Consider the following 17698-nt stretch of genomic DNA (forward strand, 5'->3'; position numbering starts at 1 on the left):
CCCGGTAGAGCCGACGGTAGATCACCAAGTCGCGCACCACCGTGCCCGGCCGGCGGCACGAGAAGGCGCACTGCGTGAGCCCGACGCGCTCGCCGGCCGGGCCGCGTCGGCTCTGCGGTAGGCGCTCTGCCTGGCGGGGACCGTGGGCATTCTCGCGCCCGGCCAGACGCGGTGCCGGGGCTCGCGGTGGCTGTCGTCGGCCGACCGGTGCTCGGCCTGAGCGGCGAGTTCCTCGGCGTCCACCGGGGACCACGCGCCTTCTCGTGCCGGGCCGGCGGCGCGAGAAAGCGCTCTGCGCGAGCCCGACGCGCTCCCCGGCCGGGCCACGCCGGCTCAGCGGTAGGCGCTCTGCCCGGTCAGCAGCTGCCCGAGCACGAGCGTGTGGATCTCCTCCGTGCCCTCGTACGTCAGCACGCTCTCCAGGTTGTTCGCGTGCCGCAGCACCGGGTACTCCAGGCTGATCCCGTTCGCGGCCAGGATCGTGCGCGCCGTGCGGGCGATGTCGATCGCGGTGCGCACGTTGTTCAGCTTGCCGAAGCTGACCAGCTCGGGCGGCAGCTCGCCGGCGTCCTTGCGGCGCCCGAGGTGCACCGCGAGCAGCATGCCCTTGTTCAGCTCCAGCGCCATCCCGACGAGCTTCTGCTGCGTCAGCTGGAACCCACCGATCGGGCGGCCGAACTGCTCACGTGTCGACGCGTAGTCGAGTGCGGCCTCGTAGCAGGTGCGGGCCGCGCCGAGCGCGCCGAACAGGATGCCGAACCGCGCCTCCGACAGGCAGGACAGCGGCCCCTTCAGCCCGGTCACGCCGGGCAGCACCGCGTCGCCGGGCAGGCGCAGGTCGTCGAACGACAGCTCGGCCGTCGCGGACATCCGCAGCGACAGCTTGTGCTTGATCTCCCGCGCGGTGAACCCCGGCGTGTCCGTCGGCACCACGAACCCGCGCACGCCCTCGTCGGTGCGCGCCCACACCACGGCGACGTCGGCGAGGGTGCCGTTGGTGATCCACATCTTGGACCCGTTGAGGATCCAGTCGCCGCCGTCGCGCTTGGCGAACGTGCGCATGTCGCCGGGGTCGGACCCGCGGTCGGGCTCGGTGAGGCCGAAGCAGCCGATCGCCTCGCCGCGCGCCATGGCCGGCAGCCAGCGGTCCTTCTGCTCGTCCGAGCCGTACTTCCAGATCGGGAACATCGCCAGCGAGCCCTGCACGGACACGAAGCTGCGCAGCCCGCTGTCGCCCGCCTCCAGCTCCAGGCACGCCAGGCCGTACGCGGTGGCGCTGGTGCCCGCGCAGCCGTACCCGGTGAGGTGCATGCCGAGCAGGCCCATCTCGCCGAGCTGCCCGACCAGGTGCCTCGGGAAGGTCGCGTCCTCGAACCACTGGCCGGCGTGGTCGGCGACCTCCTTGCGGACGAAGGTCCGCACCGTGTCCGCGATCTCGCGCTCCTCCTCGTTCAGCAGGTCGCGGATGCCGAGCAGGTCACGGGGGTCGGGCTTCGTCATGACGGCGTTCTTCCTGTGCGGGCCCGTGCCAGGGCGCGGGCGGGTGGACCGGCTTCGATCACTCCGCCGAGCAGGCAGAGCAGGGCTTCCTGCCGCCGTGGCCCGACGAGCTGGGCGCCGGCCGGGAGACCGGCGCCGGTCAGCCCGGCCGGGACCGTCAGCGCGGGATGCCCGCTGACGGAGGCTAGTGCGGTCAGCCGGTAGTAGGCGTTCTCGAGTGACTCCGCTCGCCCGCCGAGCTCGACCGTGTCGGTGTCGGTGGGCGCGGCGGTGACCGGCAAGGTGGGCATCAACAGGGCGTCGACCTCGGTGAACACCGCGTCCACCTCGCCGGCGATCTCGGCGGCGCGGGCGCGGGCGGCGTCGTAGTCGTCCCGGCTCACCTCGATGCCCGCCTTGAGCTGCCCGATCGCGCGGCCACGCAAGCCGGACGGGTCGTCGGAGTAGGCCTGCCACCACTGCTGGGCGGACTCGTACAGCATCGTCGTGAACCCGGCCGAGCGTGCGTGCCGGGCGCCCAGCGGCAGCTCGACCGGCACGATCTCCACGCCGGCCGCGCGGAGGGTGCCTGCGGCCGACTCGACCACTTCCAGCACGTCGGGGTCGATCTTGCCGCGCCACAGGTGCTCCGGCCAGCCCAGGCGCAGACCCTCGACCGTGTCCGGTGCGGGTTCGCCGTCGCCGGCCAGGATCCGGTGCACGGTGAGGCAGTCCGCCGCGGTCCGCGCGATCGGCCCGACGGTGTCCATCGACGGCACGAGCGGAGTCACCCCGCGCACCGGCACGGTGCCGTGCGTCGGCCGCAGCCCGGCGACCCCGCACAGCGCGGCCGGGATGCGGATCGAGCCTCCGGTGTCGGTGCCCAGTGCGACCGGCACGTCCCCGGTGGCGACCGCGACCGCCGAGCCGCCGCTCGACCCGCCCGCGTCCCGGTCCGGCGCCCACGGGTTGCGGCAGCCGGGCGTGCGGACCGACCACGCCAGTTCCGGCACCGTGGTGCGAGCGACAGGGACGTAACCGGCGGCGCGCAGCCGGGCGACCACTTCGGCGTCCTCGGCCGCGAGGTGGTGCCCCAGCCCGGGCGTGCCGTTGCGCGTCGTCTGGCCCGCCACGTCGAGGAAGTCCTTGACCGCGAAGGGGATTCCGGTTTCCGGTAGGGGAAAGCGCTCGACATAGGCGCCGAAGTCGGTCGACAGCGCGCACACCTCCTCGTGCACGGGGACTTTCCCGAGAGCTTGCCCGATCAGTGTGACCCCGTCGAGGGCGCGGCGCGCGTAGTCTCGGCCACATGTGCCGAAACATCACGGTGCTCCGCGGGCTGGAGCCGTCGGCGACGGCGGAGGAGATCGAGGCCGCCGCGCGCCAGTACGTGCGCAAGGTGACCGGGGTGCAGACCCTGTCCGACGCCACGCGCGAGCCGTTCGAACGGGCGGTCGCGGAGATCGCCGAGATCACCACGCGGCTGCTCGGCGAGCTGCCCGCGCGCCGCCAGCCACCCACGACGGTCCCCCCGCTGCGGCGGCCCGAGGTGCGCGCGCGAATCGCCGCGCGTCAGGCGCGGTAGAGCAGCAGGTAGCGGAAGAACAGCAGCGGCCGCACGCTCGATCCGGGCAGCAGCCGCGCCGAGTCGCGTCGCACCTGCGTCATCGTCGTGTCCCAGTCGCGCACCGGCGCCTTCGAGACCGGGTCCGGGCCGCCGTTGAGGTGCTCGCCCGCCGCCACGACCAGGCGCGCCGCCAGGTTGACCGGCGGCGCGAGCAGGCCCCACATCGCCCAGTCCGCGAGCGAGCGCGGCTTGGCCAGCCCGAGCACCGCCAGCACCCCGCCGGGGTTGAGCGCCGCCCGCAGCTTCGTCACCGTCTCGAACGGCACGTGGTGCAGCGAGGCCAGGCACGAGATGAAGTCGTAGCGGCCCAGCTCCGCCGTCGTGACGTCCTCGGTCCGATAGGTGATGCCGGGGCCGAGCGCCCGCGCCGCGGCGATGACCTCCGCGGACGGGTCGATCCCCTCGACCGACAGACCCGCCGCGGCCAGCTTCCGGGTGAACCGTCCCGCGCCGCACCCCACGTCCAGCGCGGTGCGCGCCCCGGCGGGCACGTGCCGCAGCAGCAACCGGTGGTAGGCGTGGTTGTGGTCGAACGGCATGCAGCCCAACCTGCCAGGACCCGCGAAAGTAGACTCGGCCGGGTAGTCAACCCCGGCCGAAGAGGGAGAACGCGTGACATCGGGCGAGGACGAGGAGTACCCGGCGGAGCTGTCCAGCGGGGGCAACTTCGTCGCCGGGCCCCTGCCCGACGACCCGGCCGAGATCGACCCGGTCGACCTGGAGGAGATCGAGCGCCAGGCCCGCCGTGAGCTGCTGCGCGTCGAGGCCGAGCTGAACCAGCGCTGGCCGGAGACGAAGATCGAGCCGTCGCTCGACCGCATCGCCGCGCTGATGACCGTGCTGGGCGACCCGCAGAAGACCTACCCCGTCATCCACGTCGCGGGCACCAACGGCAAGGGCTCGGTCACCCGCATGATCGACGCGCTGCTGTCCCGCCTCGGGCTGCGCGTCGGCCGCTACACCAGCCCGCACCTGCAGCTGGTCACCGAGCGGATCGCCGTCGACGGCGCCCCGATCGCGGCGTCGAAGTACGTCGACATCTACCGCGACATCGCGCCCTACATCGGCATGGTGGACAACGCGGGCGGCCCGAAGATGAGCAAGTTCGAGGTGCTCACCGGCATGGCGTTCGCCGCGTTCGCGGACGCGCCGGTCGACGCCGCGGTGATCGAGACCGGCATGGGCGGCAGGTGGGACGCCACCAACGTCGCCGACGGGCAGGTCGCGGTCATCACGCCGATCGGCCTCGACCACACCGACTACCTGGGCAGCGACCTCGGCGGCATCGCCGGCGAGAAGGCCGGGATCATCAAGCCGGGCAGCGTCGCGATCCTCGCCGAGCAGGAGCCCGACGCGCAGCGCGTGCTGCTGGAGCGAACCGTCGAGGTGGACGCCACGGTCGCGCGCGCGGGCAGCGAGTTCGGTGTGCTGCGGCGCGAGATCGCGGTCGGCGGGCAGATGCTGAGCCTGCAGGGCCTCGGCGGCGTCTACGACGAGATCTTCCTGCCCCTGCACGGCGTGCACCAGGCGAACAACGCGCTGCTGGCGCTGGCCGCGGTCGAGGCGTTCTTCGGCGCGGGCAAGGACAGGCGGCTCGACATCGAGGCCGTGCGCGAGGCGTTCGCGGCGGTGGAGATCCCGGGCCGCCTGGAGCCCGTGCGCGCCGCGCCGACGGTGCTGCTGGACGCGGCCCACAACCCGCACGGCGCGCGGGCGCTGGCCACCGCGATCGAGGAGGAGTTCGCGTTCCGCAGGCTGGCCGCGGTCATCGGGGTGCTCGAGGACAAGGACGTGCGCGGCGTGCTGGAGGCGCTCGAGCCGGTGGTCTCCGACGTCGTGGTCACCAAGAACAGCTCGCCCCGCGCGATGCCGCTGGACGAGCTGAACGAACTGGCGCTGGCGGTGTTCGGGGAGGACCGGGTGGTCGCCGAGCCCAGCCTGGACGCGGCGGTGGAGACCGCGGTCGCGCTGGTCGAGGAGAGCGACGGCGGCGAACCGCTGGCCGGTGGCGGTGTGCTGATCACGGGCTCCGTCGTCACGGTCGGGGACGCGCGGACGTTGTTCGGGAAGGAGCCCGCGTGAGCGAGGAGAAGACGGTCCGGCCCCCGGCGAAGGACCCCATGAAGTCCTTCCGCGGCGTGATGGCCGGGACGCTGATCTGCGAGGCCATCACGGTCGGACTGGCGCTGCCGGTGATCGCGAACCTCGGCGGCGGCATCGGCACCCTCGCGGGCTGGGGGATCATCGTGATCGCCGTGCTGCACGTGCTGCTGTGCGGCGTGCTGAAGCGGCGCTGGGCGGTGCCGGCGATCCTGGTGCTGCAGGTCGCGCTGGTGGCGTACTTCGTCGACACGGTGGCGATCGGCGTCATCGGCCTGCTGTTCCTCGCGTTCTGGCTGTGGGCGCTGTGGCTGCGCAACGACGTGGCCCGGCGCATGGCCGAGGGCCGTCTGCCCAGCCAGCAGCAGTAGCGGCGATCCGAACAGAGAGCAGTGCTCTTGACAAGGGCACTCGGCCGGGTCATGCTTGCCTTTGTGAGAGCACTGCTCTCGAAATGGACAACCGATCTCGGAGGAGTGTTCCCATGAAGCGCACCGCCTGGGCCGTCGCCGGCATCTTCCTGCTCGCGTTCGCCGTGTTCGAGGCTGTCAAGCACGGCGGCTGGACCGTCGGCGCCCTGCTGCTCGGCCTGATCGGGCCGGACCTGACGTTCCTGGCCGGGATCGGCGCGCCGCAGGCGGAGCGGGGCGTGCTGCCGCGCCGCGTGGTGCCGTTCTACAACGCCGCCCACCACTGGGCGGGTCCGGTGGTCCTGCTTGTGGTCTTCAGCTTCGTCGCGAGCCCCGCCGCCTTCACGCTCGGACTGGCCTGGCTCGCGCACATCGTCGTGGACCGCGCCTTCGGTTACGGTCTGCGCACGGCCGACGGCAGGCAGCGCGCCACCGCGTGAGTTCACCGTCCGGACAGCCGGAGTTGGCCCGTCGGCCCCCGAGCCCGCATAGAACTCCGGCATGACCGAACAGACCCGCCGCTCCGCCCTCAGAACCGGCCTCGTCGGCGCCGGTGTCCTCGCCGCAGGCGTCCTCGGCAGCCCCTTCGCGAACGCCGCCCTCGTCCGCAAGGACCGCCCCGTCCTGACGCACGGCATCCAGTCCGGCGACGTGACCCCGAACTCGGCACTGGTCTGGACCCGTGCCGACCGGCCGTCCCGCATGATCGTCGAGGTCTCCCGCGACCCGTCGTTCCGGCACGCGCGGACCGTCCGCGGCCCGCTGCTGACCCCGGACACCGGCGGCACCGGCAAGCTGCGGATCTCCGCGCTCGCGCCGGGCACCGAACTGCACTACCGGGTCACCGCGGAATCGCTCGACGGACGGGCCACCAGCGAACCGCTGACCGGCACCTTCAAGACGGCGCCGGTCGGCCGCAGCGACGTGCGCCTGACCTGGTCCGGCGACGTGGCTGGCCAGGGCTGGGGCATCAACCCGGACATCGGCGGCATGACCGCCTACGCCGCGATGCTCGCCCGCAAGCCGGACCTGTTCCTGCACAGCGGCGACACGGTCTACGCCGACGGCCCGCTCACCGAGACGGTCACGCTGCCCGACGGCCGCGTCTGGCGCAACATCGTGACCCCGGAGAAGACGAAGGTCGCCGAGACGCTCGACGAGTACCGCGGCCAGTTCGCCTACAACATGCTCGACGCGAACGTGCGCGCGTTCACCGCCGCCGTGCCCAGCTACGTCCAGTGGGACGACCACGAGGTGACCAACAACTGGTACCCGGGCGAGATCCTGGACCTGCCGCAGTACACCGAAAAGCGCGTCGACGTGCTGGCCGCGCGGGCGTTCCAGGCGTTCCACGAGTGGCAGCCGATCGACCCTCGCCAGGCGGTCGACGGCCGCGTGTACCGCAGCTTCACCTACGGCTCGCGGCTGGAGGTGTTCGTGCTGGACATGCGGACCTACAAGGACGCCAACACCGCGGACCCCACGAAGCCCGGGCAGATCCTCGGCGAGAAGCAGGCGAAGTGGCTCGTCGACGGGCTGTCCCGCAGCCGCGCGACGTGGAAGATCGTCCAGGCCGACCTGCCCATCGGGCTCGCCGTGCCGGACGGCTCCACCGGTATCGAGGGCGTGGCCAACAACCTCCCCGGCGCGCCCGCCGGCCGCGAGAGCGAAATCGCGTGGGTGCTCCGGGAACTGGCGAAGCGAAAGGTGCGCAACACCGTGTGGCTGACCGCGGACGTGCACTACACCGCGGCACACCACTATTCGCCGGACCGCGCCGCGGTCCAGGATTTCGACCCGTTCTGGGAATTCGTTTCCGGCCCGCTGCACGCTGGCGCGTTCGGCCCGAACACGCTCGACCCGACCTTCGGCCCGCAGGCCGTTTTCGTGCACGCCCCGCCCGCCGCGAACACTTCGCCGATGGCCGGTTTCCAGCACTTCGGCGAAATCAACATCGACGGCCGCTCGGGTGAGCTGCGAGTCGATCTCCGTGACGGCACGGGCGCCTCGCTGTGGTCGACCACCCTGGAACCGCAGCGCTGACCAGGCCAGTAGGCTTCGGGCAATCCGTGCACGTGATTAAGGAGAAACACAGTCGTGAGTGAACGCACGCTGGTTCTGGTCAAGCCCGACGGCGTACAGCGCGGCCTCGTCGGCGAGGTCATCTCGCGCATCGAGCGCAAGGGGCTGAAGCTGGCCGCGCTGGAGCTGCGCACCGTCGAGCGTTCGGTCGCCGAGGAGCACTACGCCGAGCACAAGGACAAGCCGTTCTTCGGCGACCTGCTGGAGTTCATCACCTCCGGCCCGGTCGTCGCGATCGCGGTGGAGGGCGTGCGGGCCATCGCGGCCTTCCGCCAGCTGGCCGGCGGCACCGACCCGGTGGAGAAGGCCACCCCGGGCACGCTGCGCGGGGACTACGGCCTGGAGACCCAGTTCAACCTGGTGCACGGCTCGGACTCGCCCGAGTCGGCCGAGCGCGAGCTGAAGCTCTGGTTCCCGGACCTCTGAGCAACCGCGGGGGCTCCCGGTGGGATTGATCCTTACCGGGAGCCCCTCGCGGGAATTACCATCTGGGGCATGGCCGCAGGCGATGGCGATGTCCCGAAGTCGGTGCTGGCGCGCGGCCTGGTGTTGCTGGACGCGTTCGAGCCCGCCGACGTCGAACTCTCCCTGGCCGAACTGTCCGCCCGCACTGGCCTGCCGAAGGCCACCGCCCACCGGATGATCGCCGAACTCGTCCGCTGGGGCGGGCTGGAACGTCACGGCGCCTCCTACCGGCTCGGGATGAAGCTCTTCGAACTCGGCCAGCGCGTGCCGCGGCGGCGTGAACTGCGCGAAGCGGCGCTGCCGTACCTGCAGGACCTGTACGAGGCCACGCACGAGAACATCCACCTCGCGGTGCCCGACGGCGGTCACACGTTGTTCCTGGAGAAGGTCACCGGTCACCGCTCGACCCCCATCCGCTCGCGCGTCGGCGGCCGGATGCCGGTGCACTGCACCGCGACCGGCAAGGTCTTCCTCGCGCTCGGGCCGCCGGAGTACTTCCGACGCGTGACCGAGGCCGGGCTGGCCCGCAAGACGCCGCGCACGATCGTCGCGCCCGGGTTGCTGCGGCGGGAGCTGGACCGGGCCGTGGAGCGCGGGTACGGGGTCAACCACGAGGAGGCCGAGGTCGGGGTCGCCGCGGTGGCCGCGCCGGTGTACGACCGGCGGCGCAGGCTGATCGCGGCCGTGTCGATCACCGGCAGCGCCGAGCGCCTCGACGTGGAACGGCTAGCGCCCGCGGTGCGGACCGCGGCGTCCGCGCTGACGCGGGAGCTGGCCGCGCCGTAAACCGATCGAAACTGTCGGTGCCCGGTCGTACTGTGCTGGGTGTGGACGAACCGAGCATGGTGCAGGCCAAGGCGCTGGTGAAGCGCTTCGGCGACTTCGAAGCGGTGCGGGGGATCGACGTCGAGGTCCGGCGTGGGGAGGCGTTCGGCTTCCTCGGGCCCAACGGCGCCGGGAAGTCGTCGACGATGCGGATGATCGCGTCGGTGTCGCCGCGGTCCGACGGGGACCTGAAGGTCCTCGGCATGGACCCGAACGTCGAGGGCCCCCGCATCCGCGCCCGGCTCGGTGTCGTGCCGCAGCAGGACAACCTCGACAACGAGCTGACGGTGCGGCAGAACCTGCACGTGTACGGCCGCTACTTCGGACTGTCCAGGGCGCACGTGCGCCGCAAGGCGGTCGAGCTGATGGAGTTCGCGCAGCTGTCCGACCGGGCCGAGGACGAGGTGGAGCCGTTGTCCGGCGGCATGAAACGGCGGCTGACCATCGCCCGTGCCCTGGTCAACGATCCCGAGCTGCTGCTGCTCGACGAGCCGACCACCGGGCTGGACCCGCAGGCGCGGCACCTGTTGTGGGACAGGCTGTTCCGCCTGAAGGCGCAGGGCGTCACGCTGATCATCACGACCCACTACATGGACGAGGCCGAGCAGCTGTGCGACCGGCTCGTGGTCATGGACGGCGGCCGGATCGTGGCCGAGGGCTCGCCAGCCGAGCTGATCCTGCGGTACTCCACCCGCGAGGTGGTGGAGCTGCGGTTCGCGCCGGGGGAGGAGGCGCCGGCGGACCGGGTGGCCGACCTGGCCGACCGGGTCGAGGTGCTGCCCGACCGCCTGCTGCTCTACACCGCGGCGGGCGAGTCGGCGCTGGAGCAGGTGCACCAGCGCGGGGTGCGGCCGCTGTCGTCGCTGGTGCGGCGGAGCACGCTGGAGGACGTGTTCCTGCGTCTGACCGGTCGGACGCTGGTGGACTGATGAGCGTTTCGTCGACGGGCCGGGTCGTCCCGGCGTGGCAGGGCGCGTGGTTGCGTGTCGAGGGTTACTGGGCGTGGTACCGCCGGTACTGGAAGTCCAATGTGTACTCCACCGGCCTGCAGCCGCTGTTGTTCCTGCTGGCGATGGGGCTCGGCTTCGGCTCGCAGGTGCAGGCCGGGCCGGCCACCGGCGGACTGTCCTATGTGCACTACATCGCGCCCGCGCTGCTGGTGTCGGCGGCGATGCAGAACGCGGTGGGGGAGTCGACGTACCCGGTGCTGTCCGGGTTCAAGTGGCAGAAGGACTACCTGGCCGTCACGGCGACGCCGGTCACGCCGGGGCAGGTGCTCGGCGGGCACCTGATCTGGGTGACGTTGCGGCTGTTGCTGTCCGGCGCGGTGTACGCCCTGATCGCGGTGCCGTTCGGGGCGTGGCTGAACGCCGGGGCGGTGCTGGTCGTGCTGGTCGGCGCCGTGACCGGCCTGGCGTGCGCCGCGCCGGTGACGGCCCTCGCCGCGACGACGTACGACGAGGGCGTCCGGTTCAACGCCGTGTTCCGGTTCGTGGTGATGCCGATGACGTTGTTCGCAGGGACGTTCTTCCCGATCGAGCAGATCCCGGTGGCGCTGCGCTGGCTCGCCTGGATCTCCCCGCTGTGGCACGGCAACGAACTCGCGCGGGGCGTCACCCTCGGCGGCCTGGAGCTGCTGCCCGCGCTCGGCCACCTGGCGTTCCTGGCGGCCCTGTTCACCGTGGGGGCGCTGCTGGCGCGCCACTACTTCTACCGCCGTCTGGTGGTGTGACCATGCCCGCCTGCTCCCTGCGGACCACCCGACTCCGGCCGACCACGCGAGGGCCCCGATGACCACACTCAGCGAAACCCCGCGCCGCGGCGTCCTTCTCCGCGTTCTGCCGCCCGGCCTGTACGCCGGCCGCGCCAGCAAGCTCGTCGAGCGCTCGATCCTGGCCTACTCACGCATGTGGCTGGTCTTCGCGTCCGGCGTGCTGGAGCCGCTGTTCTACCTCGTCGCGTTCCAGATCGGCTTCGGCAGGCTCGTCGGTGACGCCATCGGACCGGACGGGCAGCCGATGAGCTACGTCGCGTTCGTCGCGCCCGCCCTGCTCGCCTCGTCCGCCATGAACGGCGCCGTCTTCGACAGCACGTTCAACGTGTTCTTCAAGTTCCGTTACGCCAAGACCTACGACGCGATGCTGGCCACCCCGATCGGCCCGCTGGACATCGCGATCGGCGAGATCTCGTGGGCCGTCCTGCGCGGCGGGCTCTACTCGGTCGCGTTCTTCGCCGTGATGGCCGCGATGGGCCTGGTCACCTCGCCGTGGGCGCTGCTGCTGATCCCGGTCGCGCTGCTGATCGCGCTGGCCTTCGCCGCGATCGGCATGGCCTGCGCGACCTTCCTCCGCTCGACGTCCCAGTTCGACTACATCCAGCTGGCCGTCGTCCCGATGTTCCTGTTCTCCACGACGTTCTACCCGCTGTCGGTCTACCCGGGGCCGCTGCAGGTGCTGGTGCAGTGCTCACCGCTCTACCACGGGATCCAGCTGATGCGCGAGTTCGCCGTCGGCGCCCTGCACCCGGGCATGATCGGCCACGTCGCGTACCTGGTGGCGCTGGCGGTGCTCGGCATCTGGGGCGCGGCCCGCCGCCTCAGCGGGCTGCTCCTGCGCTGACCCGTGCTCTGTGAGGGGTAGCCCGCCGGGCACGGCACCCGGCCGCGCCTGTTGCCACCGCCTCGGGTCGCCTTGCATTCCGGCACGGTCGGTCACGTCGCCTACTCGATGGCGCGGTCGGGCATCCGGAGCGCGGCTCGCCGCCTCGGCCGGCTGTTCGTGCGCCTGTCGCGCGGAAGCGCCGGGCCACCTCGCCCCTCGGCATGATCGGCCACATCGCCTCATAGGGGTGCGGTGCCCGTCGGGAGCGGCCCGCCGCCTCAGCGGGCTGCTCCTGCGCTGACTCGTGCCGGGTGAGGTGGTGGCCCGCCGGGCGCGGCACCGGCCGCGCCCGTTCGGGCGTGCCCCACCGTCAACGGGCGCCAACCCGCGTCAGCCCGCGCCCGCTGTCTCGCGGAAGCGCGGGGCCACCTTTGCGCCCGGGCCTGGTCGGCCACATCGTCTACCCGATGGCGCCCTCCGGGCATCTGGAGCACGGCCCACCGCCACAGCGGGCTGCTCCCGCGCCCGCAGTCGCGTGGAAGCGCCGGACCACCTCGCACCCCGGCATGCCCAACCACATCCCCTCACAGTGGCGCCGTCCTGGCCACCCGGAGCGCGGCCCACCGTCAGCCGGCGCCGATGCGCACCAGCCCGTGCCCGTAGAAGCCGTTGTAGCCGGTGTACCCGGCGCAGAACGCGTCCTGCCGCCCGTCGCCGGTGAGGTCGTAGTCGGCGGGGCAGGGCACCGGCCGCGCGCGTTCCTCCAGCGCGCGCCGCAGCTGCCGGGCCGTCGAACCGGGCCGCTCGGCCGCGAGCACCGCCGCCGCGCCGGCCACGTGCGGCGCCGCCATCGACGTGCCGCACAGTTCGCCGTACCCGCCGGGCGTGGTGGACAGCACGCACGTGCCGCGGTCGCCGCCCGGCGCGGTCAGGTCCACCACGCCGAGCCCGTACGAGCTGTACCCGGCTTTCACCTCGTCCGGCCCGACCGCCGACACCGCCACCACGTCCCGCAGCGCGGCGGGCAGCGCGTCGCACCCGCCCGCCCGGGACGCCGGGGTCAGGTCGACGGCGTCGTTCGTCGCCGCGGCCACGTTCACCGTGCCGCGCGAAGCCGAGTAGGTCAGCGCCCGGCCGACCGCCTCGCGCACGACCTCGCGTTCCGGCGTCCAGGCGCACGACGAGGCCCACGTGTTGATCGCGAAGCTGCTGTTGGTGACCGCCATCCCGCGCTCGGCCGCCCACATCAGCCCGCACACCACGGCCTCCGGGGTGACCAGACCACGGTCGTCGATGACCTTGACCGACGCCACCCGCGTGCCCGGCGCGACCCCGGTGGTGCCGCGGCCGTCGTCGGCCGCCGCGATGATCCCGGCGACGTGCGTGCCGTGCGCCGACGTCGTCGCCCGCCACGCGCGCTCAGCCGGGTCGGGTACACCGCTCAGGCAGCCGGCCGAGTCGCCCCGGTCCAGTGCGTCCGCGAGGTCGGGGTGCTCCGGGTCGATGCCCGAGTCCAGGACACCGACGACGACTTCCGGGCTGCCCGTGCCGGGCCCGCCCACCGCGGCGAGGTTCCACTGCTCGCCGGCGCGGTCCGCGGACGGCACCTCCGACGGCGTGGTCGCCCGCAGGCTGGGCCGCGCCGACCGCTGCCCCGCCCGCCGCTCGTTCTGCGCGCTGTACGTGCGGCCGGGGCCCATCCGCGGCGCGAAGTCCGGGTCACCGGAGGTGGCGACGCCCACACCGATCTGCGGGTGATACCCGGTCAGCTGCCCGCACGCGGCTCCCACCTGGTCGCGGGCCGCCGGTTCGGGCGTGTCGCGGTCGAAGACGACCAGGTACCGCACGTCGCGCCCGCTGTCCGAGCACGCCTGCTCCGGCTCCGCCGCCGCGACGTGGGCCGGCGCCACCACCAGGACGGCGCACGCCACCGCCACCAGTGATCGTCCGAAGCCGGGCAACGGGGACCTCCAACAGGGCGAACAGCGGCCGGGGGGCCGTCGGCGTCCTGCCGCACGCTAAGCCACCCCGCGCGGCGGCGACAAGCGCACACGGCAAGTTCGCCCGGCCGTGGTCACGTGCCTGTTGGCACCGAGTACGCCGCACCGGACGCACCGTGTGGGATACTCGGCTTGGCTGCTTCCGCCGACACGTCCGCGACCTGCGGTCCGTCCGGTGGTTGCGGTCCGGAGACAGGCCGGAAGAGCGCCAGGTCGTCGCCGCCAGGAACCACCTGGGTGGCTCGACGAGCGGCAGGCGGGCGGGAACCGCCGGCTCGGACGGCCCGTCACCGAGCGGACCTGCCATCGGCGGGTGCCGGACCCCGGCACCGTCGGGGCGAGACGAGGCACAGGATTCCCGCCGGCGGTGACCACCCCGGCGGAACAGACAGGAAGGGCCCCTGTGCGGCCGCGTCCGCCAGCCCAAGCGGCTGGGACGCGCCCGGGGGCGGAGGAGATGTATGTCGAACGCGGACACACCCGCCGAGAACACCGGCGGGAACACCGCCCTACCCGCAACCGGCCCGCTGGGCGAGTTGCCGTCCCGCGTCCGGGTGCACGCCCTGGCGAAGCTGCTCGGCTCCAACAGCCGGGTCGTGCTGGCGAAGCTCACCGAACTGGGTGAGACGGCGCGCAGCGCCCAGTCGAGCGTGCCGCGGGAGGTCGCGGTGAAGGTCGCCGAGGCGCTCGCCCCGGCCGACGAGCAGGCCGTCGAGGAGGCCGCCGCCCCCGAGGCGGTCGCCCCGGCCGAGGACGCGGCGCCCGCGCCGGACGCCGTCCCGGAGAGCACGCCCGAGCCGGTCGTCGAGACACCGGCCGCCCAGACCACCCCCGAGCCCGCCACCCAGGCGACGCCGGAGCCCGAGACCGCGCCGGCGGCCGCGGCGCCCGAACCCGTGGCCGAGCCCGAGCCCGAGCCCGAGCCGGTGCGGCAGCCGCAGCGCCCGCCGCACATGCCGGTCTTCGCGGCCCCGTCGCCGGTGTTCCTGCCGCCGGAGGCCGGTGCCGTCGAGGAGGAGCCCGCCCCCAAGGCGGAGCAGGCCGCCGAGGTCAAGCCGGTGGACGAGGACTCCGACGAGGGTGAGGACGGCGCAGGCCGCCGTCGCCGCCGCCGGGGCCGTCGCGGCCGTGGCCGGGGCAAGGGCGGCGACGAGAACGCCACCGAGACCACCGAGGCCGACGAGACCGCGCCTGCCGAGGAGACCGCCAAGGCCGAGGACGAGGACACCGCCGACGAGGGCGAGCCGTCCGAGGACACCGACGAGACCGAAGGCTCGAGCCGTCGCCGCCGTCGCCGTCGCCGCCGCAAGGGCTCGGACGGCGACAGCGCCGACGCCACCACCGACGACCCGCCGAACACCGTCGTCCACGTCCGCGAGGCGAAGGCCGAGGAGAAGAGCGGCAGCAGCTCGGACGGGGTGCGCAGCGTCCGCGGCTCCACGCGGCTGGAGGCCAAGCGCCAGCGTCGCCGGGACGGCCGCGAGGCGGGCCGCCGCCGCGCGCCGATCCTGTCCGAGGCCGAGTTCCTGGCCCGGCGCGAGTCGGTCGAGCGCACGATGGTGGTCGCCGAGCGCGGCGAGCACACCCAGATCGGCGTGCTCGAGGACGGTGTCCTGGTCGAGCACTTCGTGACCTCGCAGGGCAGCGGCTCGATCGTCGGCAACGTCTACCTGGGCCGCGTGCAGAACGTGCTGCCCTCGATGGAGGCCGCGTTCGTCGACATCGGCCGCGGCCGCAACGCCGTGCTCTACGCCGGCGAGGTCGACTGGGACGCCGCCGGCCTGGAGGGCAAGTCCCGCAAGATCGAGCAGGCCCTGTCCACCGGCGACAACGTGCTGGTGCAGGTCACCAAGGACCCGGTCGGGCACAAGGGCGCCCGGCTGACCACCCAGATCTCGCTGCCGGGCCGCTTCCTGGTCTACATGCCCTCGGGCGGCGCCACCGGCATCTCGCGCAAGCTGCCGGAGAACGAGCGGCGGCGGCTGAAGGACATCCTCAAGCGGATCGTCCCCGAGGACGCCGGTGTGATCATCCGCACCGCGTCGGAGGGCATCAGCGAGGAGGAGCTGGAGCGCGACGTCCGGCGGCTGAAGGCGCAGTGGGAGGTCGTCAAGGAGAAGGCCGACGCGGCCACCTCCGGCAAGAAGTCCTCCGCCCCGGTGATGCTCTACGAGGAGCCGGACCTGCTGGTCAAGGTGGTCCGCGACCTGTTCACCGAGGACTTCGTCTCGCTCGAGGTCCAGGGCGACACGGCGTGGGAGACCATCCGCGCCTACGTCGAGCACGTCGCGCCGGACCTGACTCCCAGGCTCAAGCGCTACGTCGGCACCGGAGACGTGCTGGCCGAGCACCGCATCGACGAGCAGCTCACCAAGGCGCTGGACCGCAAGGTGTGGCTGCCCTCTGGCGGTTACCTGGTCATCGACCGCACCGAGGCGATGACGGTGATCGACGTCAACACCGGCAAGTTCACCGGTTCGGGCGGCAACCTCGAGGAGACGGTCACCCGCAACAACCTGGAGTCGGCCGAGGAGATCGTGCGCCAGCTGCGGCTGCGCGACATCGGCGGCATCATCGTGATCGACTTCATCGACATGGTGCTGGAGTCCAACCGGGAGCTGGTGCTCAAGCGGCTGACCGAGTGCCTCGGCCGGGACCGCACGCGTCACCAGGTCGCCGAGGTCACCTCGCTGGGCCTGGTGCAGATGACCCGCAAGAAGATCGGCACCGGCCTGCTCGAGGCGTTCTCCACGACGTGCGAGCACTGCAAGGGCCGTGGCGTCATCTTCTCGACCGAGCCGGTGAAGTCGGGCAACGGCGGCAACGGCGGCGGGCACCAGCACGGCGGTGGCGGCGGCGGTTCGCGCCGGTCGCGCGGCCGGGCCAAGGTCGAGGAGCCGCAGGCGGAGAAGACACCCGAGCCGTCGCCGGTGCAGCGGGAGAGCACGATCTCGGCCGTCGAGGCCATGGCCAAGGCCGCGAAGATCGCCTCGACGAAGACCGAGGGCGGCGAGAAGGCGGAGAACGGCGCGGCCCCGGCCGAGGCGACCCCCGCCGAGGCGCACACCGGCGCGGAGAAGGCCGGTGCGGAGAAGGCCGGCAGTGACCGCCCCGAGCGGCGGTCCCGCTCCCGTGGGAAGGCCCGCGCCGAGACGGCCCAGCCCGAAGCCCAGACCCAGCCGAACGCGACGGTCCAGCCCGAGGCGGCGCCCCAGCCCCCGGCTCCGGCCGAGGCGCAGGCCGAGCCCAGCGCGACCGACCAGGCTGACGCAGCGGCCCAGCCCAGCGCGGCTGACGAGTCGGGTGCTGCCCAGTCGGGTGCGACCCAGACCGCTGCCACGGCTCAGACCGCTGCCACGGCTCAGTCCGGTGCCACGGCTCAGTCCGGTGCCACGGGTCAGTCCGGTGCCGTGGGGCAGCCCGTGGCGCAGGCCGAGCCCTCCGAGCCGGCCGGCTCGGAGGCGCAGCCTCCGGCCACGGCTTCGGCCGCACCGGAAGGTGCGGCCCAGTCCGGGACGGACCGGTCCGCGACTGGCTCCGAGAACGCGGCCCAGCCTGCGTCGGCCCAGCCTGCGTCGGCCCAGCCTGCGTCGGCCCAGCCTGCGTCGGCCCAACCCACGTCGGCCCAGCCTGCGTCGGCCGGGTCCGCGTCGGTGCAGACTGCCTCGGCCCAGACCCAGCCTGCGCCGGCCCAGGCCGAATCTGCCCAGCAGGCGTCGCCCGAGCCCACCTCGGCGCACCCTCAGGCCGGTGAGCCCACCTCGGCGCAGCCTCAGGCCGGTGAGCCCGCCGCGGAGCAGGCGAAGCCCTCCCGCGCCCGGACCCGCCGCGTCGCCCGCAGGCCCGCGGCGCCCCCGGAGCCCGTCCAGGCCGCCGGCGAGCCGCAGGCCCCCACCGTCCCGGCCGGCCCCGTGGCCGGCGGACCGGCGCCCACCCTGGAAACCTCCAGCCCGGAAGCCACCGGGCAGGAGGAGGCGTCGCCCGAGGTCAGCGTGCCCACCCCGGCCACCAGGACGGCCCGCCGGCGCCCGCGCCGCGCGGCCTCCCGCCCGGCCGGGCCCCCGGTGCACGCGTCGGACCAGAGCTGATCCACCTACGTGAGCCCCGGTG

Annotated in this window: 15 protein-coding genes; 11 read left to right on the top strand and 4 right to left on the bottom strand. The window is 73.1% G+C overall.

All coding sequences use genetic code 11. The features are described 5' to 3' along the window. Window positions 1–333: 333 nt before the first annotated feature. A complete protein-coding gene (locus tag ABZ193_RS27790) occupies window positions 334–1500 on the bottom strand; it encodes an acyl-CoA dehydrogenase family protein (RefSeq protein WP_020420785.1) in 1167 nt (388 codons plus the stop codon). Then, window positions 1497–2717 (bottom strand): amidase, encoded by a 1221-nt coding sequence (locus tag ABZ193_RS27795; protein ID WP_237337361.1) that lies wholly within the window; start codon window positions 2715–2717, stop codon window positions 1497–1499. Before ABZ193_RS27795 ends, ABZ193_RS27790 begins: the two co-directional genes overlap by 4 nt. Before the next feature lie 71 nt (window positions 2718–2788). Here ABZ193_RS27795 and ABZ193_RS27800 point away from each other — a divergent pair, with 71 nt between their 5' ends. Next, window positions 2789–3064 carry a DUF2277 domain-containing protein gene (locus tag ABZ193_RS27800; RefSeq protein WP_017987717.1) on the top strand — a complete coding sequence of 92 codons (276 nt, stop codon included), beginning with the start codon at window positions 2789–2791 and terminating at the stop codon, window positions 3062–3064. On the opposite strand, the gene ABZ193_RS27805 is transcribed toward ABZ193_RS27800, so the two are convergent. Continuing rightward, window positions 3052–3645, bottom strand: a complete 594-nt coding sequence (locus ABZ193_RS27805) for a class I SAM-dependent methyltransferase (protein ID WP_237337360.1) — start codon at window positions 3643–3645, stop codon at window positions 3052–3054. The genes ABZ193_RS27800 and ABZ193_RS27805 overlap by 13 nt on opposite strands. A 73-nt stretch (window positions 3646–3718) precedes the next feature. Here ABZ193_RS27805 and ABZ193_RS27810 point away from each other — a divergent pair, with 73 nt between their 5' ends. From ABZ193_RS27810 to ABZ193_RS27850, 9 genes are all read left to right on the top strand, one after another. Then, on the top strand, window positions 3719–5188 hold the full coding sequence (locus ABZ193_RS27810; RefSeq protein WP_308191167.1) for a folylpolyglutamate synthase/dihydrofolate synthase family protein: 1470 nt from the start codon (window positions 3719–3721) through the stop codon (window positions 5186–5188). Then, entirely contained in the window at window positions 5185–5577 is a 393-nt protein-coding gene (locus ABZ193_RS27815) for a DUF4233 domain-containing protein (RefSeq protein WP_017987720.1), read from the top strand. The genes ABZ193_RS27810 and ABZ193_RS27815 overlap by 4 nt, the downstream gene beginning before the upstream one ends. 113 nt (window positions 5578–5690) lie before the next feature. Continuing rightward, window positions 5691–6056, top strand: coding sequence for a DUF4260 family protein (locus tag ABZ193_RS27820; protein ID WP_354712055.1), 366 nt, complete (start codon window positions 5691–5693; stop codon window positions 6054–6056). 61 nt (window positions 6057–6117) lie between these two features. Beyond that, complete coding sequence (locus ABZ193_RS27825; RefSeq protein ID WP_354712056.1) at window positions 6118–7659, top strand: alkaline phosphatase D family protein; 1542 nt, start codon at window positions 6118–6120, stop codon at window positions 7657–7659. A gap of 54 nt (window positions 7660–7713) precedes the next feature. Further along, a complete protein-coding gene (ndk, locus tag ABZ193_RS27830; RefSeq protein WP_017987723.1) occupies window positions 7714–8124 on the top strand; it encodes a nucleoside-diphosphate kinase in 411 nt (136 codons plus the stop codon). A gap of 69 nt (window positions 8125–8193) precedes the next feature. Continuing rightward, window positions 8194–8949 carry an IclR family transcriptional regulator gene (locus tag ABZ193_RS27835; RefSeq protein WP_237337357.1) on the top strand — a complete coding sequence of 252 codons (756 nt, stop codon included), beginning with the start codon at window positions 8194–8196 and terminating at the stop codon, window positions 8947–8949. A gap of 56 nt (window positions 8950–9005) precedes the next feature. Further along, complete coding sequence (locus ABZ193_RS27840) at window positions 9006–9917, top strand: ABC transporter ATP-binding protein (protein ID WP_051123608.1); 912 nt, start codon at window positions 9006–9008, stop codon at window positions 9915–9917. Further along, window positions 9917–10720: an ABC transporter permease gene (locus ABZ193_RS27845; RefSeq protein WP_020420794.1), complete on the top strand. Its 804-nt coding sequence runs from the start codon at window positions 9917–9919 to the stop codon at window positions 10718–10720. Before ABZ193_RS27840 ends, ABZ193_RS27845 begins: the two co-directional genes overlap by 1 nt. A gap of 58 nt (window positions 10721–10778) precedes the next feature. Continuing rightward, window positions 10779–11606: an ABC transporter permease gene (locus ABZ193_RS27850; RefSeq protein WP_020420795.1), complete on the top strand. Its 828-nt coding sequence runs from the start codon at window positions 10779–10781 to the stop codon at window positions 11604–11606. A gap of 608 nt (window positions 11607–12214) precedes the next feature. Here the strand turns inward: ABZ193_RS27850 and ABZ193_RS27855 are convergent. Beyond that, window positions 12215–13525, bottom strand: a complete 1311-nt coding sequence (locus ABZ193_RS27855; RefSeq protein WP_354712058.1) for a S8 family serine peptidase — start codon at window positions 13523–13525, stop codon at window positions 12215–12217. 524 nt (window positions 13526–14049) lie between these two features. Here ABZ193_RS27855 and ABZ193_RS27860 point away from each other — a divergent pair. After that, window positions 14050–17676, top strand: a complete 3627-nt coding sequence (locus tag ABZ193_RS27860) for an Rne/Rng family ribonuclease (RefSeq protein ID WP_354712059.1) — start codon at window positions 14050–14052, stop codon at window positions 17674–17676. The last annotated feature ends 22 nt before the right edge of the window (window positions 17677–17698 follow it).

Source organism: Amycolatopsis sp. NPDC006125 (assembly GCF_040614195.1).
Classification (GTDB): Bacteria; Actinomycetota; Actinomycetes; order Mycobacteriales; family Pseudonocardiaceae; genus Amycolatopsis_E; species Amycolatopsis_E tucumanensis.

Bases quoted from the DNA above. Each gene is read 5' to 3' on its own strand.
- ABZ193_RS27860 (WP_354712059.1), top strand. From the start codon at position 14,050: ATGTCGAACGCGGACACACCCGCCGAGAACACCGGCGGGAACACCGCC.
- ABZ193_RS27805 (WP_237337360.1), bottom strand. From the start codon at position 3,645: ATGCCGTTCGACCACAACCACGCCTACCACCGGTTGCTGCTGCGGCAC.
- ABZ193_RS27850 (WP_020420795.1), top strand. From the start codon at position 10,779: ATGACCACACTCAGCGAAACCCCGCGCCGCGGCGTCCTTCTCCGCGTT.
- ABZ193_RS27835 (WP_237337357.1), top strand. From the start codon at position 8,194: ATGGCCGCAGGCGATGGCGATGTCCCGAAGTCGGTGCTGGCGCGCGGC.
- ABZ193_RS27845 (WP_020420794.1), top strand. From the start codon at position 9,917: ATGAGCGTTTCGTCGACGGGCCGGGTCGTCCCGGCGTGGCAGGGCGCG.
- ABZ193_RS27820 (WP_354712055.1), top strand. From the start codon at position 5,691: ATGAAGCGCACCGCCTGGGCCGTCGCCGGCATCTTCCTGCTCGCGTTC.
- ABZ193_RS27800 (WP_017987717.1), top strand. From the start codon at position 2,789: ATGTGCCGAAACATCACGGTGCTCCGCGGGCTGGAGCCGTCGGCGACG.
- ABZ193_RS27790 (WP_020420785.1), bottom strand. From the start codon at position 1,500: ATGACGAAGCCCGACCCCCGTGACCTGCTCGGCATCCGCGACCTGCTG.
- ABZ193_RS27825 (WP_354712056.1), top strand. From the start codon at position 6,118: ATGACCGAACAGACCCGCCGCTCCGCCCTCAGAACCGGCCTCGTCGGC.
- ABZ193_RS27840 (WP_051123608.1), top strand. From the start codon at position 9,006: ATGGTGCAGGCCAAGGCGCTGGTGAAGCGCTTCGGCGACTTCGAAGCG.